General features: G+C 57.8%; 15 protein-coding genes and 1 tRNA gene. 6 read left to right on the forward strand and 10 right to left on the reverse strand.

Annotated elements, in window-relative coordinates:
* Nucleotides 1-30: 30 nt before the first annotated feature.
* The 3 genes from FE702_RS15470 (at nucleotide 31) to FE702_RS15480 (ending at nucleotide 2,846) form a co-directional block, all read left to right on the forward strand.
* Nucleotides 31-1,497, forward strand: coding sequence for an aldehyde dehydrogenase family protein (locus FE702_RS15470; protein WP_147127220.1), 1,467 nt, complete (start codon nucleotides 31-33; stop codon nucleotides 1,495-1,497).
* Between the two features lie 73 nt (nucleotides 1,498-1,570).
* Nucleotides 1,571-1,885 (forward strand): helix-turn-helix domain-containing protein, encoded by a 315-nt coding sequence (locus FE702_RS15475; protein ID WP_147127221.1) that lies wholly within the window; start codon nucleotides 1,571-1,573, stop codon nucleotides 1,883-1,885.
* Nucleotides 1,886-2,096: 211 nt separating this feature from the next.
* On the forward strand, nucleotides 2,097-2,846 hold the full coding sequence (locus tag FE702_RS15480; RefSeq protein ID WP_147127222.1) for a helix-turn-helix domain-containing protein: 750 nt from the start codon (nucleotides 2,097-2,099) through the stop codon (nucleotides 2,844-2,846).
* Here FE702_RS15480 and FE702_RS15485 read toward each other — a convergent pair.
* Both FE702_RS15485 and FE702_RS15490 read right to left on the reverse strand, forming a co-directional pair.
* Nucleotides 2,816-3,538: a hypothetical protein gene (locus tag FE702_RS15485; RefSeq protein ID WP_147127223.1), complete on the reverse strand. Its 723-nt coding sequence runs from the start codon at nucleotides 3,536-3,538 to the stop codon at nucleotides 2,816-2,818. The genes FE702_RS15480 and FE702_RS15485 overlap by 31 nt on opposite strands.
* A gap of 242 nt (nucleotides 3,539-3,780) precedes the next feature.
* A tRNA-Met gene (locus FE702_RS15490) sits at nucleotides 3,781-3,857 on the reverse strand.
* A 97-nt stretch (nucleotides 3,858-3,954) separates the two neighbouring features.
* On the opposite strand from FE702_RS15490, the gene FE702_RS15495 reads away from it, so the two are divergent.
* Entirely contained in the window at nucleotides 3,955-5,370 is a 1,416-nt protein-coding gene (locus FE702_RS15495) for an FAD-binding oxidoreductase (protein ID WP_147127224.1), read from the forward strand.
* Here FE702_RS15495 and FE702_RS15500 read toward each other — a convergent pair whose 3' ends face one another.
* From FE702_RS15500 to FE702_RS15510, 3 genes are all read right to left on the reverse strand, one after another.
* Nucleotides 5,371-6,381 carry a cytochrome d ubiquinol oxidase subunit II gene (locus FE702_RS15500; protein WP_147127465.1) on the reverse strand — a complete coding sequence of 337 codons (1,011 nt, stop codon included), beginning with the start codon at nucleotides 6,379-6,381 and terminating at the stop codon, nucleotides 5,371-5,373.
* Nucleotides 6,382-6,461: 80 nt separating this feature from the next.
* Nucleotides 6,462-7,895, reverse strand: a complete 1,434-nt coding sequence (locus FE702_RS15505; protein WP_222611819.1) for a cytochrome ubiquinol oxidase subunit I — start codon at nucleotides 7,893-7,895, stop codon at nucleotides 6,462-6,464.
* Between the two features lie 4 nt (nucleotides 7,896-7,899).
* Nucleotides 7,900-8,463: a GbsR/MarR family transcriptional regulator gene (locus FE702_RS15510; RefSeq protein ID WP_147127225.1), complete on the reverse strand. Its 564-nt coding sequence runs from the start codon at nucleotides 8,461-8,463 to the stop codon at nucleotides 7,900-7,902.
* Between the two features lie 160 nt (nucleotides 8,464-8,623).
* Between FE702_RS15510 and FE702_RS15515 the strand changes: the two genes are divergently transcribed.
* Entirely contained in the window at nucleotides 8,624-9,139 is a 516-nt protein-coding gene (locus FE702_RS15515; protein ID WP_186827113.1) for a DUF1993 family protein, read from the forward strand.
* Here FE702_RS15515 and FE702_RS15520 read toward each other — a convergent pair whose 3' ends face one another.
* Nucleotides 9,140-10,492, reverse strand: coding sequence for an aminotransferase class III-fold pyridoxal phosphate-dependent enzyme (locus FE702_RS15520; RefSeq protein ID WP_147127227.1), 1,353 nt, complete (start codon nucleotides 10,490-10,492; stop codon nucleotides 9,140-9,142). It lies immediately after the preceding gene.
* A gap of 183 nt (nucleotides 10,493-10,675) precedes the next feature.
* Between FE702_RS15520 and uraH the strand changes: the two genes are divergently transcribed.
* Nucleotides 10,676-11,032: a hydroxyisourate hydrolase gene (gene uraH / locus FE702_RS15525; RefSeq protein WP_147127228.1), complete on the forward strand. Its 357-nt coding sequence runs from the start codon at nucleotides 10,676-10,678 to the stop codon at nucleotides 11,030-11,032.
* A 22-nt stretch (nucleotides 11,033-11,054) separates the two neighbouring features.
* Here uraH and FE702_RS15530 read toward each other — a convergent pair whose 3' ends face one another.
* The 4 genes from FE702_RS15530 to FE702_RS15545 are packed head-to-tail and all read right to left on the reverse strand — an operon-like array spanning nucleotide 11,055 to nucleotide 15,440.
* Complete coding sequence (locus FE702_RS15530; RefSeq protein ID WP_186827114.1) at nucleotides 11,055-12,056, reverse strand: aldose epimerase family protein; 1,002 nt, start codon at nucleotides 12,054-12,056, stop codon at nucleotides 11,055-11,057.
* Nucleotides 12,053-13,996, reverse strand: coding sequence for a beta-galactosidase (locus FE702_RS15535; protein WP_147127230.1), 1,944 nt, complete (start codon nucleotides 13,994-13,996; stop codon nucleotides 12,053-12,055). The genes FE702_RS15530 and FE702_RS15535 overlap by 4 nt, the downstream gene beginning before the upstream one ends.
* Nucleotides 13,993-14,838, reverse strand: coding sequence for an SMP-30/gluconolactonase/LRE family protein (locus tag FE702_RS15540; protein WP_147127231.1), 846 nt, complete (start codon nucleotides 14,836-14,838; stop codon nucleotides 13,993-13,995). Before FE702_RS15540 ends, FE702_RS15535 begins: the two co-directional genes overlap by 4 nt.
* Nucleotides 14,835-15,440 (reverse strand): 2-dehydro-3-deoxy-6-phosphogalactonate aldolase, encoded by a 606-nt coding sequence (locus tag FE702_RS15545; RefSeq protein WP_147127232.1) that lies wholly within the window; start codon nucleotides 15,438-15,440, stop codon nucleotides 14,835-14,837. The genes FE702_RS15540 and FE702_RS15545 overlap by 4 nt, the downstream gene beginning before the upstream one ends.
* Between the last annotated feature and the right edge of the window lie 12 nt (nucleotides 15,441-15,452).

Raw genomic sequence — 15,452 nt, forward strand, 5'->3', positions numbered from 1 at the left:
CCACGTCAATTCAACCGCATGAGGGCATCCATGGAACTTCAGGATTTCTATCAAAACTACATCGACGGTGCTTGGGTCGATGGCGGGGCGGGTCGGATTGACGTGACAAATCCGGGCACTGGTGAGGTTCTGACCCAACACGCCATGGCCGACGCAGAGGATGTCGCCCGCGCCGTTGCTGCCGCCAAACGCGTGCATGAAAGCGGTGTCTTGACCGCGATGCGCCCGGTGGAACGCGGGCGCATGGTGCAAGCGATGGGGCGTTTCCTTTTGGACAACGTCGACGGCTTGGCCCCCTTGCTGACCATGGAGCAAGGCAAGCCACTCTGGGAAGCGCGAATGGAGATCGAGGGCGCGGCCCGCTATTTTGAATACTACGGGAACCAGGCCGAGACGGTCGAAGGCCGCTCAATTCCGCTGGGTGCGAAATACTACGACTTCACCACCTATGAGCCATTCGGCGTTTCGGGGCAGATCATCCCTTGGAATTACCCGGTCGAAATGACGGCGCGGTCGCTATCGGCCGGTTTGGCAACTGCGAATGCCTGCGTCGTGAAAACACCGGAAATGACGCCGGTGACAAATTTCATCTTTGCGAAGGCGGCAGAGGCTGTTGGTCTGCCTGCGGGTGCGGTCAATATCCTATGCGGTTACGGTCACGAGGCTGGGGCCGCGCTGACATCGCATCCGGATGTGCGCCAAATCGTGTTTACGGGGTCGGTAAAGACCGGGCAGGCGATTGCCGCCGCGGCGGCGCAAACGCTTGCGCCCTGCGTTCTTGAGCTGGGCGGTAAATCCGCCGCGATTGTACATGAGGATGCCGACCTCGAAGCCTTTGAAGGCAATGTTCGGTGGGGCATCTATTTCAACGCGGGGCAGGTGTGCTCAGCCATGTCACGGGTGATCGTTCATGAAAACCGCAAGGCAGAGTTGCTTGAGCGCATGGAAGCCGTGGCAAAGTCGCTTGATGTGGGGCCGGGGATCGACCGGCCTGAATTTGGCGCAAACATGGGGGCAATGGTCAGCGTCGCCCAAAGAGATCGCGCCGAGGGTATGGTCGCCGAAGCACAGGCCGAAGGCGCACGGGTCGTCACAGGTGGTCGCAAACTGAATATTCCGGGTGCCTTCCTAGAACCCACGGTTCTTGCAGATGTGACGCCTGACATGACGGTCGCGCAGGAAGAAATATTTGGCCCGGTGGTCTCTGTCCTCAGTTTCTCCACCCCGGAGGAGGCCATCAGCATTGCCAATGGGACGCCTTATGGATTGGTCGGAGGCACCTTTACCGGCAATCTCGATCAAGCGATGCGCGATGCGCAGGCGATCCGGGCAGGGCAGGTCTTTGTCAACGAATGGTATGCGGGTGGCGTCGAGACGCCTTTTGGTGGCTACGGTCAATCAGGCTATGGCCGTGAAAAGGGCCGCGAAGCGCTCTGGAACTATGTTCAGACCAAGAATGTTGCGATTTCTATCGGTGGCGGGGCTGGCCGCACATGACGCAGGGTAACTCGGTCGATTGAGGCCTTCGCCTAGGTGACAAGACAGCCCTCGGAATTCTACAAACGTTTCTATGAAGTTACGTGTAAAAGAATTGCGCGAGGCTAGCGGGGTATCGATCGAGACCCTTTCCGAGCGCACGGGTTTGAGTGCCAGCTATCTTGCCGAGATCGAAAATCACCACAAACCAGTTAACGCGAGGAGGTTGGCTGAAATTGCCCGCGCGCTTGGGTTGCGGGATTTTGACCTGATTGATTTCGAGGATGCATCCAACGATGTGCGCAGCCTTCTACGGATCGCGATTACTCTACCACCCGAAGGGCAGGCTCAACTGCTTGCCGCCGCCGAGGCTCAGGCCCAGGCGGCCGAAGGCCAACCGCAAGATTGATCATTGCGAAGACCTCCGCATCGTTCAACGGAGTGACGGCTGCCTCGAGACGCTCGAGGTAGGTCAAAAGATCCAAGGTCGTATTTTCAGACACAGTTAACATATACACCTGCATTTGCTGACTAGCATCCGATCATTGGAGGCTATGTTGCAACACTTTCTTTTGGTATGTAAATTGATAGCAATAGCATGAAATTTTCATAGTGTTGAAATGTCACTGCAGACAAAAATCAGAACCCTGATCAAATCGCACAAGTCGTCAATCCCGAAACTGGCTGCGGCTATTGGCGTGCCCGAACAAACGCTGATGTATTCATTGCGTGCGGGGGGAAAGATACCGTTCGAAACCGTTGTGAAGATCGCGCGTGAATATCGGGTGCCATTGGAAACCTTTGCCGAGGAGGGTCCGGAAAAAGAGGCGACGGTGGAATACGAGACGCTGCAATACGCGTCTGAAATTCTCGACCTCGCCTTGCGCAAGGCAAACAAACAGCTGTTTGTGCGGCAGAGTGAAGAAGTGCCTCTCAACCTTGAGAGCTTCTTGTGGTGGTGGGAGTCCAATAGCGGACGGCTTGAGAACTTTGATTCCGTTAAGCCTTACGTGGATTTTTTCGAGCCACCATCAAATGACTCGAATATCATTCAGCCCGTCGAGGTCGGGCGGCGCAGCCTTGCGGCGGTGTATTTCAAACTGCAGTCCGCCGAGGAACTGTCGCACACGCTTGATGGTTTTTCTGCGCCTTTGAACAGAGACCTCGTGTCGGCACATCTGACGGCATTGGACCGGAATGAACCGGTTATCACCTATCCGACCCTGGATGAAAGCTTGCCTGACGGAACACGCGTGAGCGGCAAGTATCGCCGGGTCCTTGCGCCTTTGACGCATGATGGGCGCACGATCATTGTGAATTTCTCACAACAGATTCCGGATCATCCGTTGCCGCTGTCCGCCTCAGGCTGATCGGCAAGCCTGCCCATGATCTCGCGGGCGCGCCACCGGATTGAATGCTCGAATTGGCTGCGATTTGACGCGACGAACCATTCGCTTGAGGCGCGCACTTCTGGGTCTGGTGGATTCCATGTCTGGGCGTGCGGGATCGCAACAGAGAACCCATACACCAGATCAAGCCGCGCGCGCATGTGGCGGTCTCCGATAAAGGCATAAATCCAGTCGATGTCCCACTCCATGAAGGACGTCAGTTGTATGAGCTGGGCGAACGCCCCCAGCAGATCTCTCTTGCCTCTGATCGACGGGTGAAAATTCAATTCGCCGACATAGGCGAGGCGACCTGCGATCATGTCGCAGACGGGTGGAGCGACCTCAAGAATGGTGGTGCCGCTGGGATGTGGAAACTGGTGGGCATAGGTCCGTTTGAGAAAGGCCTCGAATGGTTCCACTCCCAGATCCTGAAGGATGACCGCTGCGGTCCCAACAGGCTCATCACCCCTATAGAGAAAGAGCCAGAAGGCAGACGAGGTCGTCAGGTGAGATTTCGCAATCTCGAAGGTCGGCATCTGGTAGGTCCGCCCGGTTTGCAGGGCAAGCGCAGGCACCTTGTCGAAATCGGTCTCAAACCGGATCGAAAAACCCTTGCTTTCGATCTCTTGAAGGAAAGCGGACCCGAACGACAGCCTGTCCAAAGTATGTATCATAGGAGCCCACCCCCCCCTATTTATGTTTTCTCCGACCTTTTGCGTTGGCCGGTTGCCGGTACCCCTCCGTGCGGGCGTACCGTAACAGGTTTAATCGTGCGCGCGAACTCGCACGAGTCGGCTTTTTGTCAGGCAAGCTTTGGAAATCCAGCGCGACGTCGCGGTGAAACACGTCCATTTGTTTGGGCGACGGCTTCAGGCCGCTAAGTAAGCCCAGCGGTCTCTACAAACTTGGGGGAGGCTGGTGGCGGTACAGGGACTTGAACCCCGGACACAAGGATTATGATTCCTCTGCTCTAACCAACTGAGCTATACCGCCACGGAGCCGCCGGATAAGCGATGGTTCAGGCACGGTCAAGCGCGAATGCGCAGATTTTTATACCCGCCGTCTGCTGACGCCGGGTCGGGGGGCAAAGATGCAGATTTTGGACGCGTTGCGCGCGGCTGTCGGTGAAAAATACGTTCTGGTCGGAGAGGATACCGCGGTTTGGTCACATGACTGGACCGGCAAATACAGTTGGTCGCCTTTGGCGGTGGTCCGACCTGCAACCACACAGGAAGTCAGCGCTGTCATGCGCAGTTGTCATGCTGCCGGCATAGCAGTGGTCCCGGTCGGCGGTCACACTGGACTGACCGGTGGCACACATGCCGATAATGCCGTCATGGTCTCGCTGGATCGGATGAACACAATTCGCGCGATAAAGCCAGATGCCCGCATCGCCGTGGTTGAAGCGGGTGTTGTCCAACAGCGTTTGCATGAAGCCTGTGAGGATCACGGCATGCTCTTTCCTATGACATTCGGCGCCCGTGGTTCGGCCCAGATTGGCGGCATGTTGTCGACCAATGCCGGTGGCTCGAATGTCGTGCGCTATGGAAACACGCGCGACCTGTGTTTGGGGATCGAGGCGGTGTTGCCGGATGGGCGGATCGTCGATTTGATGAGCGAGCTGCGCAAGGACAACACCGGCTACGATCTGAAGAACCTGATGATCGGGGCAGAGGGAACGCTGGGGTTAATAACGGCGGCGGTGCTGAAAATCGTGCCGGCGCCGAAGGTTCGGGTCACCGCAATGCTTGCGATGGATGACCTTGCTCCGGCGCTGGGCGTTTTGAATGCCTTGCAAGAGGCGACAGGCGGCGCAGTCGATGCTTTTGAATACATGCCGCGCACGTTCATTGAGCGGCATATGGTCAGGATTGCCGGCGCACGTGAACCCTTTGCCGCGCCGCACGCGGTTAACATCTTGCTTGAGGTCGGGTCGACGCGCCCTGACGATGCAGAACGTGGTGATGATGGTGTCCCGAAACTTAACACGCTGGTCGAAGCCGAACTGGCGTCGGCGTTGGAGCGCGGTGAAATTGCGGATGCCGTGATTGCAGCGTCCGATACGCAACGGGTCGAGATGTGGGCGAGACGAGAGATTGCCGCCGAGATCACCTTTGACGGGCGCCCATTGATCGATACCGACATTGCCTTGCCGCTTGATCGGGTGGCCGAATTCATCGAACGGATGAAGGCGCGTGTGTTTGAGTTGGACAGTGGAGCCGAGACGTTTCTGGTCGCGCATTTGGGCGACGGCAACATTCACTACACGGTATATCCGACCTCAATCGATGGCGCGCTCAAGGAGGCGGTCGTCACGGCGTTGGAGGATCTGGTCAATGAGATGGGGGGGAGCTTTTCGGCGGAACACGGCATCGGGCTGTCCAAATTGCCGTCGATGACACGACAAAAGGATGCGGTGGCGCTGGATGTCATGCGAGCGGTCAAGCAGGCGCTTGATCCATCCGGATTGATGAACCCGGGCAAGGTGTTGCCCGGGTCCGATTGATCACTCGTAGCTCAGCGCTGTGGCCTTGCCTCGGAACACCCAATATGCGAGCGCGGTGTAGGCGAGGATTGTCGGCACAACAAAACACGCCCCGACAAGAATGATGATCAGCGCCTCTGGTGCTGCTGCGGCTTCGTAGATCGTCATCTGCTCCGGCACGACATAGGGGTAAAAGCTATAGGCCAGCCCGAGGAAGGCCAGAATGAACAAGGCCATCGCGGCCACAAAGGGGCTCCAAGCGTATGAGTCGTCCTCGCGCGGCAGAGTGCTGAGTTTCCACCACAGATACGCGACCAAAAGGCCAGACAGGATTGGCAGGGGTGCCAAGTAGAGCATCGACGGGAATGAAAACCATTTCTCAAAAATGCGCGGGCTCACGAGTGGCGATGCAACCGAAATCGCGCCAATCCCAAGGATCAGGCCCCAGATGCCACCCTTGGCCCAATCAACGGCTTTCTTCTGCAGTGCACCTTCGGTTTTCAGGATGAGCCATGTCGCGCCAATAAAGCTGTAGCCCACGGTCAGGAAGACGGCGGTCAACAGAGCAAAGCCGACGTTGCCCCAAGTCCATGTCAGACCCATGATGTACATGCCCAGCATGAACCCCTGAGCCAAAGATGACAAAAGCGACCCTGCATAGAAAACGCCGTTCCAGGTGTTCTTCCATGGCGCGGGCGCTTTGGCGCGGAATTCAAACGCCACGCCGCGCATGATCAGGCCGATCAACAGAACCGCGACCGGTAAATAGAGCGACGTTAGGATGATCCCGTGCGCAACCGGAAAGGCCACGAGAAGGATACCCACAGCCAAGACCAACCACGTTTCGTTGGCGTCCCAAAATGGGCCAATGGAGGCGACCATCGTGTCTTTTTCGGCACCATTGGCAAAGGGGAACAACACCCCGACACCAAGGTCGAAACCGTCCAAAACAACATAGATCAGGATCGACACCCCCAAGAGAGCGCCAAAGCTCCAAGGTAGCCAGATGTTCGGATCACCAAACAGCGTCATCATCGCAAAGGGTCCTATCGAAAAGGATTAGATCAGGTCGTTAGGTCAGCCCCGGATTGGGGCTGACCATTGCGCGGAGTTTATTCGGCAGGGACGGCGGCGCCGGAGGCACCACGGCCCAGGCCTGTTGTGGCCTCGCCCGATTGCGGGATCGGGTTGTTGATGTTCTCACCCTTCGCGGCCTTGCGCGCGAGGTAGAAGATCACCGCGATGTAGGCCGTCAACAGCAGCGCGTAGACCACCAAGTAGGCAATCAGCGTCGTCAGAACCATCGGCGCGGCCACATCAGCAACGGCTGCCTCGGTAGTCAGCACACCTTGGACCAACCATGGCTGGCGACCGATCTCGGTCGTGTACCAACCTGCCAGCGTGGCAAGCCATCCTGAGAACGTCATCGCAACCAAGCCCCAGAGCCAGAACTTTGGCAGCCGTTTCAGGCGGAACCGATCACCGGTTTCCGGGTCGCGGCGTGCGATCCATGCCAACGTTCCCCAGCTGACCAGCAGCATCGCCAGACCAGTGCCCACCATGATGCGGAACGACCAGAACACCTTGCTGACTGGCGGGTGCATAACGGTGCCATCCTCGGCCACAAAGTCGTTCAGACCCGGCACGACACCATCGGCTTTGTGCGTCAGGATAATCGACGCCATGTTCGGGATCTTGATCGCATAATCGTTGCGACGCTCTTCTTCATTTGGGATCGCGAACAGATACAGAGGTTTGTTCGGGCCTGTTTCCCAGTTGCCTTCCATCGCCGCCACTTTGGCCGGCTGATGTTCAAGCGTATTCAGACCATGCATGTCGCCCGCAAAGATTTGAATCGGGATCAGCAAGGCTGCCATCCAAAGGCCGGTCTTCATACCCGCTTTCACACCGTCACTGCTGTCGCCGATCAACCGCCGGAAGGCGCTGATGCCAGCGATCAGGAAGGCCACGGTCAGACCAGACGCCAAGAGCATATGGGTCAGGCGATACGGCATCGAGGGGTTAAAGATCACGTCGAACCAATCGGTCGCAAACACTACGCCATCGCGGATTTCGAACCCAGCTGGCGTGTGCATCCAGCTGTTCAACACAATGATCCAGAAGGTCGACATGGTGGTGCCGAATGCAACCAGCACCGTTGCTGTTGTGTGCAACCAGTTTGGCACCCGGCTAAAGCCAAAGAGCATGATGCCAAGAAACACTGCTTCGAGGAAGAAGGCGGTCATCACCTCGTAAGCCAGCAAAGGTCCGGCTACGTTGCCGACAGCTTCCATGAAGCCTGGCCAGTTGGTGCCGAATTGGAACGACATTGTAATGCCAGACACAACGCCCATACCAAAGGAAAGGGCGAAGATTTTCACCCAGAACCGGTAGGCGTCCATCCATTTGGCGTCACCTGTCGCGTTGAAACGCAGCTTGAAGAACAGGAGCACCCACCCCAGCGCAATCGTGATCGTCGGGAACAGGATGTGGAAGGAAATGTTGGCCGCGAATTGGATGCGCGACAGCAGGAGGGTCTCCATCATAGTCTTATCCTTTCGGGGTCGTCTTGGTCTTGAGGGGGAGCACCTTTGCGGTGGTGGTCACCCATTTGCGGAGTTTGGAACCCATCTTGATCAGGGCGACCAATCGCTCCGTTTCCAGTTGATTTAGCTCGTCGTAGAAACTCGTCATCCCTTCGATTAGTTCCCTGAGCTCACCCACGCGGGCATGGGCATAGGCGTTCTCGTCGCCCGGTTCCCGCATCTGTAATTCGCGCAGTTTTGTCAGCGTTGGATCAATTTCACGCTTCTTGCGCTCTTCGATCAGGATGCGAACGATGGCCCACATATCATCAGGCGTCGTGAAGTAGTCGCGACGTTCACCAGGTTTGTGACGCAGTTGCACAAGGCTCCACGCCTGAAGCTCTTTCAGCGACATCGAGATATTGGACCGGCTGACTCCCAAGGCTTCGACCAGATCGTCGGCACAAAGCGCGTCTTCGGAAATGAACAGCACCGCATAGGTTTGACCCACGGTGCGGGCGATGCCCCAGCGCGAGCCCATTTCACCGAAATGGAGAACAAAGTCCTGTTCGTAGTCTGTCAGAGTCATGCTAATCACGAAGCTTCAGAAATTTCTGAAAATACAGATATGCGAAAATTGATCTGGATCAATGACAATCGGTGCGACATAGCGGCCGGAAATCTCATGTAGTAGGCTGGCTCAGCCACAGCGCCTGAAAATGGCCCAAATCCAGCATGGGATGTGTCTGATGAATGATGCCTGCCTGTTCCATTCAACCGTCCCGGTGATGCAACGCTACGTCACGCAAAGCACTGTCATTGCGGGGAAAATACCCGATGTCTCCGCCTTCGTTCTTGACCAACGCCTGACAGACGACGGGTTCTCATGCGGGGAACATATCTGGATCGCTCAGAACTTTGCGATGCGCGGGGTTTTTCCGGTGCGGAACCTGCGCGCGCCAGACCTGCAAGAGGAGTTTTCGCGGCCAACCGAGTTGATCACCCATGGCGAAGCCGTTTTGTCCTACTTGAACTCGCTGACGGTTCAGGATTTCGACGGTTGCGCAACGCGCAGCATTTCACACCGCGCTGGGCATGCGGACCTCGTGCAAAGCGGGGCAGTCTACCTGTTGCATTTCATCGTGCCGAACATGCTGTTTCATCTGGTGACAGGCTACGCAATCCTGCGGAAGTCAGGACTGGACATCGGCAAGGCCGACTTTGATGGTCTGCACGCTTACCCTCAAGGCTTTCGCTTTACCTGATCAGAGGCTGGAGAGCCCTGCATCCAAGGCTGTCAGGACCTGATCAATCTCGCTTTCGGTGATGATCAGTGGGGGCGACATCAGAATGTTGTGCATTCCCAGCCGCACCATGGCACCGGCCTGATAGGTTGCCTTATGAAGGCGTTTCATCGTGCCTGCATCCATCGGGGTCTTTGCGTCGCGGTCGCTGACGATTTCGATCCCGGTCATAAGGCCGTGCCCACCGCGAACATCCCCTATCACGTCGTATTTCTGGGCCAGTTTTTGAACACCAGAGAATAGCTGCGCGCCGCGTGCGGCTGCGTTTGTTTTGACATCAAGCCGAACGGTTTCTGCCAGGCAGGCGGTGACCGCAGCTGATCCGACCGGGTGGGCCGAATAGGTGTATCCGTGGAAAATCGCGGCCTCGCCGCTTTGATCGGCCTCGAAGATTTCAGCTATTTTGGTGTTCACCAGCGTCGCACCGACCGGGAAATAGGCTGATGTGATGCCCTTGGCCGTGGTCATCATGTCGGGCTGAACGCCCCAGTGACGGGACCCAGACCAGTCGCCTGTTCTGCCGAACCCTGTGATGACTTCATCGGCAATCATCAAGATGCCGTGGCGGTCACAGATGTCACGCATCAGCCCCATGAAAGAGGCGTCGGGAACGATCACACCGCCCGCGCCTTGGATCGGCTCCATAATGAATGCCGCAATTGTGCCAGCGCCCTGAAAGGCAATCTCATCCTCCATCGCGGCGGCGATGTTCTGTGCCAGCTTCGCGGGGTCGGTCTCGTTAAAGGGGTTTCGATATGTGTAAGGCGACGGCATGTGGAAACAGCCGGGCAAAAGTGGCTCATAGGCCGTGCGGAACCTAATGTTGCCATTGACCGAAGCGCCGCCAAAATGGGTGCCGTGATAGCCTTTTTTCAGGCTCAGGAACTTGGTTCGGTTCACATCACCGCGCAGGCGGTGATATTGGCGCGCCAAACGCAGGGCGGTTTCGACGCTGTCAGATCCGCCGGATGTAAAGAACGCGCGAACCATCCCATCGTCAGCAAAGAACTCGACAAGAGAATGGGCCGCCTCAATCGCAGCGGGGTTCGTCGTCCCCGCAAAGGCCGAATAGTAGGGCAGCTTGAACAGCTGATCTGCGATGGCCTGTTTGACCACATCGTTCGAATACCCAAGGTTTGCGCACCAAAGCCCGCCAACGGCGTCGACCGTGGTGTGCCCGTCCATATCGGTGATGGTCGATCCCTCGGCGCTTTCGATGATGGTCGGTGCGTTGGCCTGAAGATCGCCGGGATGCCCCATGGGATGCCAAAGCTGCTGGGCATTATTGGATGTCAGAAAGTCATGGTCGCGCATGGAAACTCTCCCGGATCTGCGGATTGCTCCGGACGTGGATGGCATGCCGGATGGTCAAAGTCTCTTACGAAATGCCGGCTGACACAATCCATGTTGCGGAAGCCAGCATCTGGATAATCGTGGTGGACTTTGCGGCTGACGACGTCAGGTTCATGCGGCAACAAACGGATGGAGACAGACCGCATGGCGGACGGATATTTGACTACGCATGTTCTAGATACCGCACGGGGCTGTCCGGCGGCAGGCCTACGGATCGTGCTAAACCGCATCACGCCGGTCAGTATCGAAGAACTTGCTGACATGACGACGAACCTCGACGGGCGAACAGATGGTCCGGTGTTGCCTGTCGACAGCTTTGCCGAAGGGAACTACGAGTTGCTGTTCTTTGCAGGTGACTACCTGCGCCGCAGCGGTTTGATCGATGGTGACACCCCGTTTCTGGATGTCATACCGATCCGGTTCGGCATTAGCGAAGACAGCCACTATCACGTCCCGCTCCTGCTCAGTCCCTTTGGCTATTCGACCTACAGAGGCAGTTAGTGGCCGCAGTTAAGGACGGACGCTAAGCGCTGAAGGTCCAGCGTGTAGTTTGTTCAAAGGGCTTATCGGCATCGAATTCGATGCTTGGGAAATGCTTGTGTGCCAAGGCACCCGGCCAGCGCTGCGCCTCAAGGGCGAAACCGGCATAGGGTCGATACGGCGTACTGATGTGCGTCGGATGCTCCTGATCCTTCATCGTGCCCGCGTCATAGGCTTGAAGCCCCGGCGCGGTCGACGCCATCGACATGGAGACCCCGGTCTTGCCGGTCAAAACGGCCAACTCCCGCAGCGGTTGGTCAGAGTCAGAGAAACAGTAGTTCAGATCAAAGAATTGGCTGTCATCACCCGTCAGCGTTCCGGGCTCGCGATAATCATAGGGAGTGTTTTCGACGGGCGCGATTTGACCTGTCGGCATCAAAAGATCGTCTGGGGGCAGATACTGGTTTGCATGGACCAAAAGGGTGTGACCGCCATAGTTATCAGACCCATCAAGGTTCCAATACGAATGGTTCGCAAAGTTGATGATGGTAGGCGCGTCGGTCGTGCAGCGGACCTGCATGGTCAAAGCCGTCCCCTCGACCGAATAAGCCACTGTCACCCGACGGTTACCCGGAAATCCGCCCAGACCATCGGGCATATCAAGCGCCAAGTGGACGGCACTGTCGTCAAAGGTCACGACATCCCAGACTTGCAGATGCGCGCCGGTGCTTCCTGAATGCTGGGTATGGCGGCCCAGATTGTTGGTTTCAAAGCTATAGTCCTGCCCTGCAATTGTCGCTTTTGCGTTCTTGATCCGGTTCACGACCGGCCCCATCAGCGATCCAAAGCTCTTGAACGCCCCTTCATAGGGTGCGACCTCGGGTGAACCCAGGGTGAGCGGATGTCCAAGCGCGGTGAGCCGCACATCATTTATGACAGCGCCAAATGTCAGAATGCGCACGGCCAAGTCGTCGGACCCGATGTCGATCGCGTCAACTTCGCGGCCATCCGAGGTTTGGCCAAAGGCAGATTTTCCAAAACTCATGTCAAAGGGTCCCATACCACATCAGCAGGTGCGAATTGCCTGTCGTCGTGGGTAACAATCTCGGGCGCGTAGTTGAACCATATCCGGTGGGTATCAGTGTCGCGGAACCTCAGCCCCTCTGGCAGGTCCGTGATAACCAGCCCCGATTGCGTCGCGGCGCGCGCGATGATGCGCTTGAGCGCGTCTTCGTCTGGCCAACCAGCCAGATAGTTCAGCCCGCCAATAGCAACCATCGCTGGCCTGTCGTCCTCGGTCTGTTCGATGACTTCTGCGTCGCCTTCTAGCGCCTCGAACCATTTCCACATCGCGCCGCCATCTTTCAGGCGGATCGGGTGGGCTGGCGGCAAGCTTTCGACATATGCTGCCGTCACGCGAAGACCCGGTGCATTGGGTCCCATGGGTGTTGGGATCGACAGTTCGTTTGTCTTTTGCGCGGCGCGCGGCCCAACGATTATTTGTCCTTTGCAGGTCCGAAGCGCACCCCAGCGGGCGCTGTCGCATGTCAAAAGGCCGGGCACGAGCACGAGGTCGTAGTCCGAGAAATCCAGCGTATCCGCCGGTATGATATCAACGGCCAAACCATTCCTGCGGCACGCACGGTAGAATTCGTAGGTCAGGTGCCAATAGTCGAAATCGGCTCCTTGAGGCTGCGCTTCCCACGCATAGGCGCTGTCATAGTCAAAGACCAAGCCAACGCGCGCAGGGGCTGTGCCAACCGCAGGCATTTCGGCGATTTCTTTGGCCACCTGCGCCGCTTCGGCCAATCCGGGGGCGGGCTCATTGTCTGGACGCATCAACCCGGCATGCATCTGCTCTTGGGCAAAAGGAGCTTGTCGCCAACGGAAATAGCACACCGTTTCCGCGCCATGGGCAAAGGCCTCCCATGCCCATAGGCGCACCATGCCGGGCAAAGGCGCCGGGTTCCACGGGGCCCAATTTACCGGACCGGGTTGCTGCTCCATGATCCAGAGCCGCCCCTCTGCGTTGGCAGGCTTTTCGCGCTGCGCGCCGCAGGTGCGGTAGAGATCATGATGAAACGCCTGAAAATCTGGATCGCCCTGTCGCACAAATCGCGCCTTGAACGCATCCGGCGCGTCGTTGCGATCCATGAGAAAGCCCAGCGGGTAGCTGTCCCATGATGCAATATCTAGGTCCTTAGACACTTCGTAGTGATCGAACGCCGTGATCCGGCCCATGAAGTTGTGGATGATCGGCGCATCCGAATGTGCGCGGATGGCATCGCACTGCACGCGGTTGAACCGCACCACCTGATCGGATGAGAACCGGCGGAAGGCCAAGACATGGGCCGGGTTGGGTTCGGTGACTGTCAGGTTCGGCAGGTCCAGCCGGTCGAAGCTATCGTATTCCATCGACCAGAACACGTTTCCCCAGAGATAGTTCATCCGGTCCGGGCTTTGATATCGATGCGCGCACCAATCCTGAAATGCTCGGCGTGCGGCTTCGGAATACGAGATGACCGTATCATGGCAGTCGTATTCGTTATCGGTCTGCCACGCGGCAACATGCGGGTTGCGTCCATAGCGCTCGGCCATCAAACCCGCGATCCGACGCGCCTCTTCGCGGTAGGCGTCATGGCTGAAACAGTAGTGACGGCGCGAGCCGAATTTGCGCGGACGCCCCTCTGCATCCAGCGCGAGCATGTCCGGATATTTGTCCAGCATCCAGCGGGGCGGTGTGGCGGTGGGCGTGCCCATGATGACCTTAAGCCCGGCATTGCCCAGCGTCTCGACCGCGCGGTCGAGCCAGTCCCATGTGAAAGACCCGGGTGTCGGTTCGAGACGGCTCCATGCGAACTCGCCAATACGGACCCATGTCAGTCCGGTCTCGGCCATGCGCGCGGCATCGTCTGCCCACATCTCTTCTGGCCAGTGTTCTGGATAGTAACAAACGCCAAGCGTCCGCGTGTCGGGGCGTGTCATAGGATGACCTGATGTTCTTTCTGGCCTTTGGCCACGTTCTCGGTCTGGAAGGTCTGCCCCTGAACCGGGTCATTGTCGATGACAGGCGGTGCAAGACCTTGCGTCGCGCTGGTGCAAAACAGCGTTGTCAAATCTGGGCCGCCGAAGGCCGGGCAGGTGACATGTTTTGCGGGCAGATAAATGGCGCGGATAAAACCCCCATCCGGCCCGTAACACGCCACGCGGGACGCGCCCCACTGGGCGTTCCAAAGGTTCCCGTCGGCATCGACCACCGCGCCGTCCGCGCCAAAGTCTTCAGATGAGAGGTCCACCAAGACGCGCGCTTCACCCTCGGGCCAGCCATCTTTCCCAAGCGCCCAAACCATGATCCGTCCATCGGTGGTGTCGGTGTAATAGGCGGTCTCGCCATCCGGCGCGAAACAGATCGCGTTCGAGATGGTGATGTTGCTGACAAGCTTGCGAAGTTCGCCTTTGTAGTACCGATAGATGCCGCCGGCATTTGGTTCGGCGTTCTTGCCCATCGTTCCGATCCAAAAGCCTCCCTGAGGGTCGGCGCGGCCATCATTGGAGCGTGTGACCGGGTTGTCGGCGTCCAGCCCGCAGATGTCAGTGCGATTGCCTGTTCTCAGGTCAAAGCGGAATAATGCGGTTTCAGAGGCGACCAAGAGCGTGTCTTCATCCACCCACCCGGCGGCAGAGACGTGTTCGCCAAAGGTCCAGGATTGCGCTTTGGAGTGCAGCGTTTTTCCGATGATGTCGAACCAGAACAGCTCTTGTAGCTCAGGATGCCAAAGTGGCCCTTCGCCCAGATTGCAACGGCGGGTGTCGTAAACCTGTGTCATGCAATCGCCGCCTTATATGCATCAACAAGGTCCGCCGCGCGCGCGCCGATTTCGGATGCTGAGATGCCCGGTTTGTAAAGCGCGGATCCGATGCCGAACCCATCTGCTGACGCTGCGATCCATTCTTCGAAATTCTCGGGACCTGCGCCACCCACGGCATAGACCTGTGTTCCCTTGGGCAGGACGGCGCGAATGGCCTTGAGCCCAGCGGGCCCAGCCATATTGCCCGGAAAGAGTTTCAGCCCTGTGGCCCCTGCACTTAGCGCTGCAAAGGCTTCGGTCGGTGTGAACACCCCGGGCCAGCTTTGCATCCCAAGATCGGCGGTCGCGCGGATCACGGCTGTGTCGGTGTTCGGACTGACGATCAACTGGCCACCGGCCTCGTGAACCCTTTGGACCTGTTCAACCGTCAGCACCGTGCCTGCCCCGATCAACGCAGCTTGGCCATGCGCCTTGGCCATGGCCGCGATACTGTCAAAAGGATCCGGCGAATTCAGCGGCACTTCAATCGTGGTGATGCCAGTTTCGATCAACGCGGCCGCAGCAGCCGGCGCCTCGGACGGAGTGATGCCACGGAGGATAGCGATAATGGGTAGGGACATGGGAGCGGTCCT

The sequence above is a fragment of the Shimia ponticola genome (assembly GCF_007995215.1).
Taxonomy (GTDB): Bacteria; Pseudomonadota; Alphaproteobacteria; order Rhodobacterales; family Rhodobacteraceae; genus Shimia_B; species Shimia_B ponticola.

Bases quoted from the DNA above. Each gene is read 5' to 3' on its own strand.
- FE702_RS15470 (WP_147127220.1), top strand. From the start codon at position 31: ATGGAACTTCAGGATTTCTATCAAAACTACATCGACGGTGCTTGGGTC.
- FE702_RS15475 (WP_147127221.1), top strand. From the start codon at position 1,571: ATGAAGTTACGTGTAAAAGAATTGCGCGAGGCTAGCGGGGTATCGATC.
- FE702_RS15480 (WP_147127222.1), top strand. From the start codon at position 2,097: ATGTCACTGCAGACAAAAATCAGAACCCTGATCAAATCGCACAAGTCG.
- FE702_RS15485 (WP_147127223.1), bottom strand. From the start codon at position 3,538: ATGATACATACTTTGGACAGGCTGTCGTTCGGGTCCGCTTTCCTTCAA.
- FE702_RS15495 (WP_147127224.1), top strand. From the start codon at position 3,955: ATGCAGATTTTGGACGCGTTGCGCGCGGCTGTCGGTGAAAAATACGTT.
- FE702_RS15500 (WP_147127465.1), bottom strand. From the start codon at position 6,381: ATGACGCTGTTTGGTGATCCGAACATCTGGCTACCTTGGAGCTTTGGC.
- FE702_RS15505 (WP_222611819.1), bottom strand. From the start codon at position 7,895: ATGATGGAGACCCTCCTGCTGTCGCGCATCCAATTCGCGGCCAACATT.
- FE702_RS15510 (WP_147127225.1), bottom strand. From the start codon at position 8,463: ATGACTCTGACAGACTACGAACAGGACTTTGTTCTCCATTTCGGTGAA.
- FE702_RS15515 (WP_186827113.1), top strand. From the start codon at position 8,624: ATGAATGATGCCTGCCTGTTCCATTCAACCGTCCCGGTGATGCAACGC.
- FE702_RS15520 (WP_147127227.1), bottom strand. From the start codon at position 10,492: ATGCGCGACCATGACTTTCTGACATCCAATAATGCCCAGCAGCTTTGG.
- uraH (WP_147127228.1), top strand. From the start codon at position 10,676: ATGGCGGACGGATATTTGACTACGCATGTTCTAGATACCGCACGGGGC.
- FE702_RS15530 (WP_186827114.1), bottom strand. From the start codon at position 12,056: ATGAGTTTTGGAAAATCTGCCTTTGGCCAAACCTCGGATGGCCGCGAA.
- FE702_RS15535 (WP_147127230.1), bottom strand. From the start codon at position 13,996: ATGACACGCCCCGACACGCGGACGCTTGGCGTTTGTTACTATCCAGAA.
- FE702_RS15540 (WP_147127231.1), bottom strand. From the start codon at position 14,838: ATGACACAGGTTTACGACACCCGCCGTTGCAATCTGGGCGAAGGGCCA.
- FE702_RS15545 (WP_147127232.1), bottom strand. From the start codon at position 15,440: ATGTCCCTACCCATTATCGCTATCCTCCGTGGCATCACTCCGTCCGAG.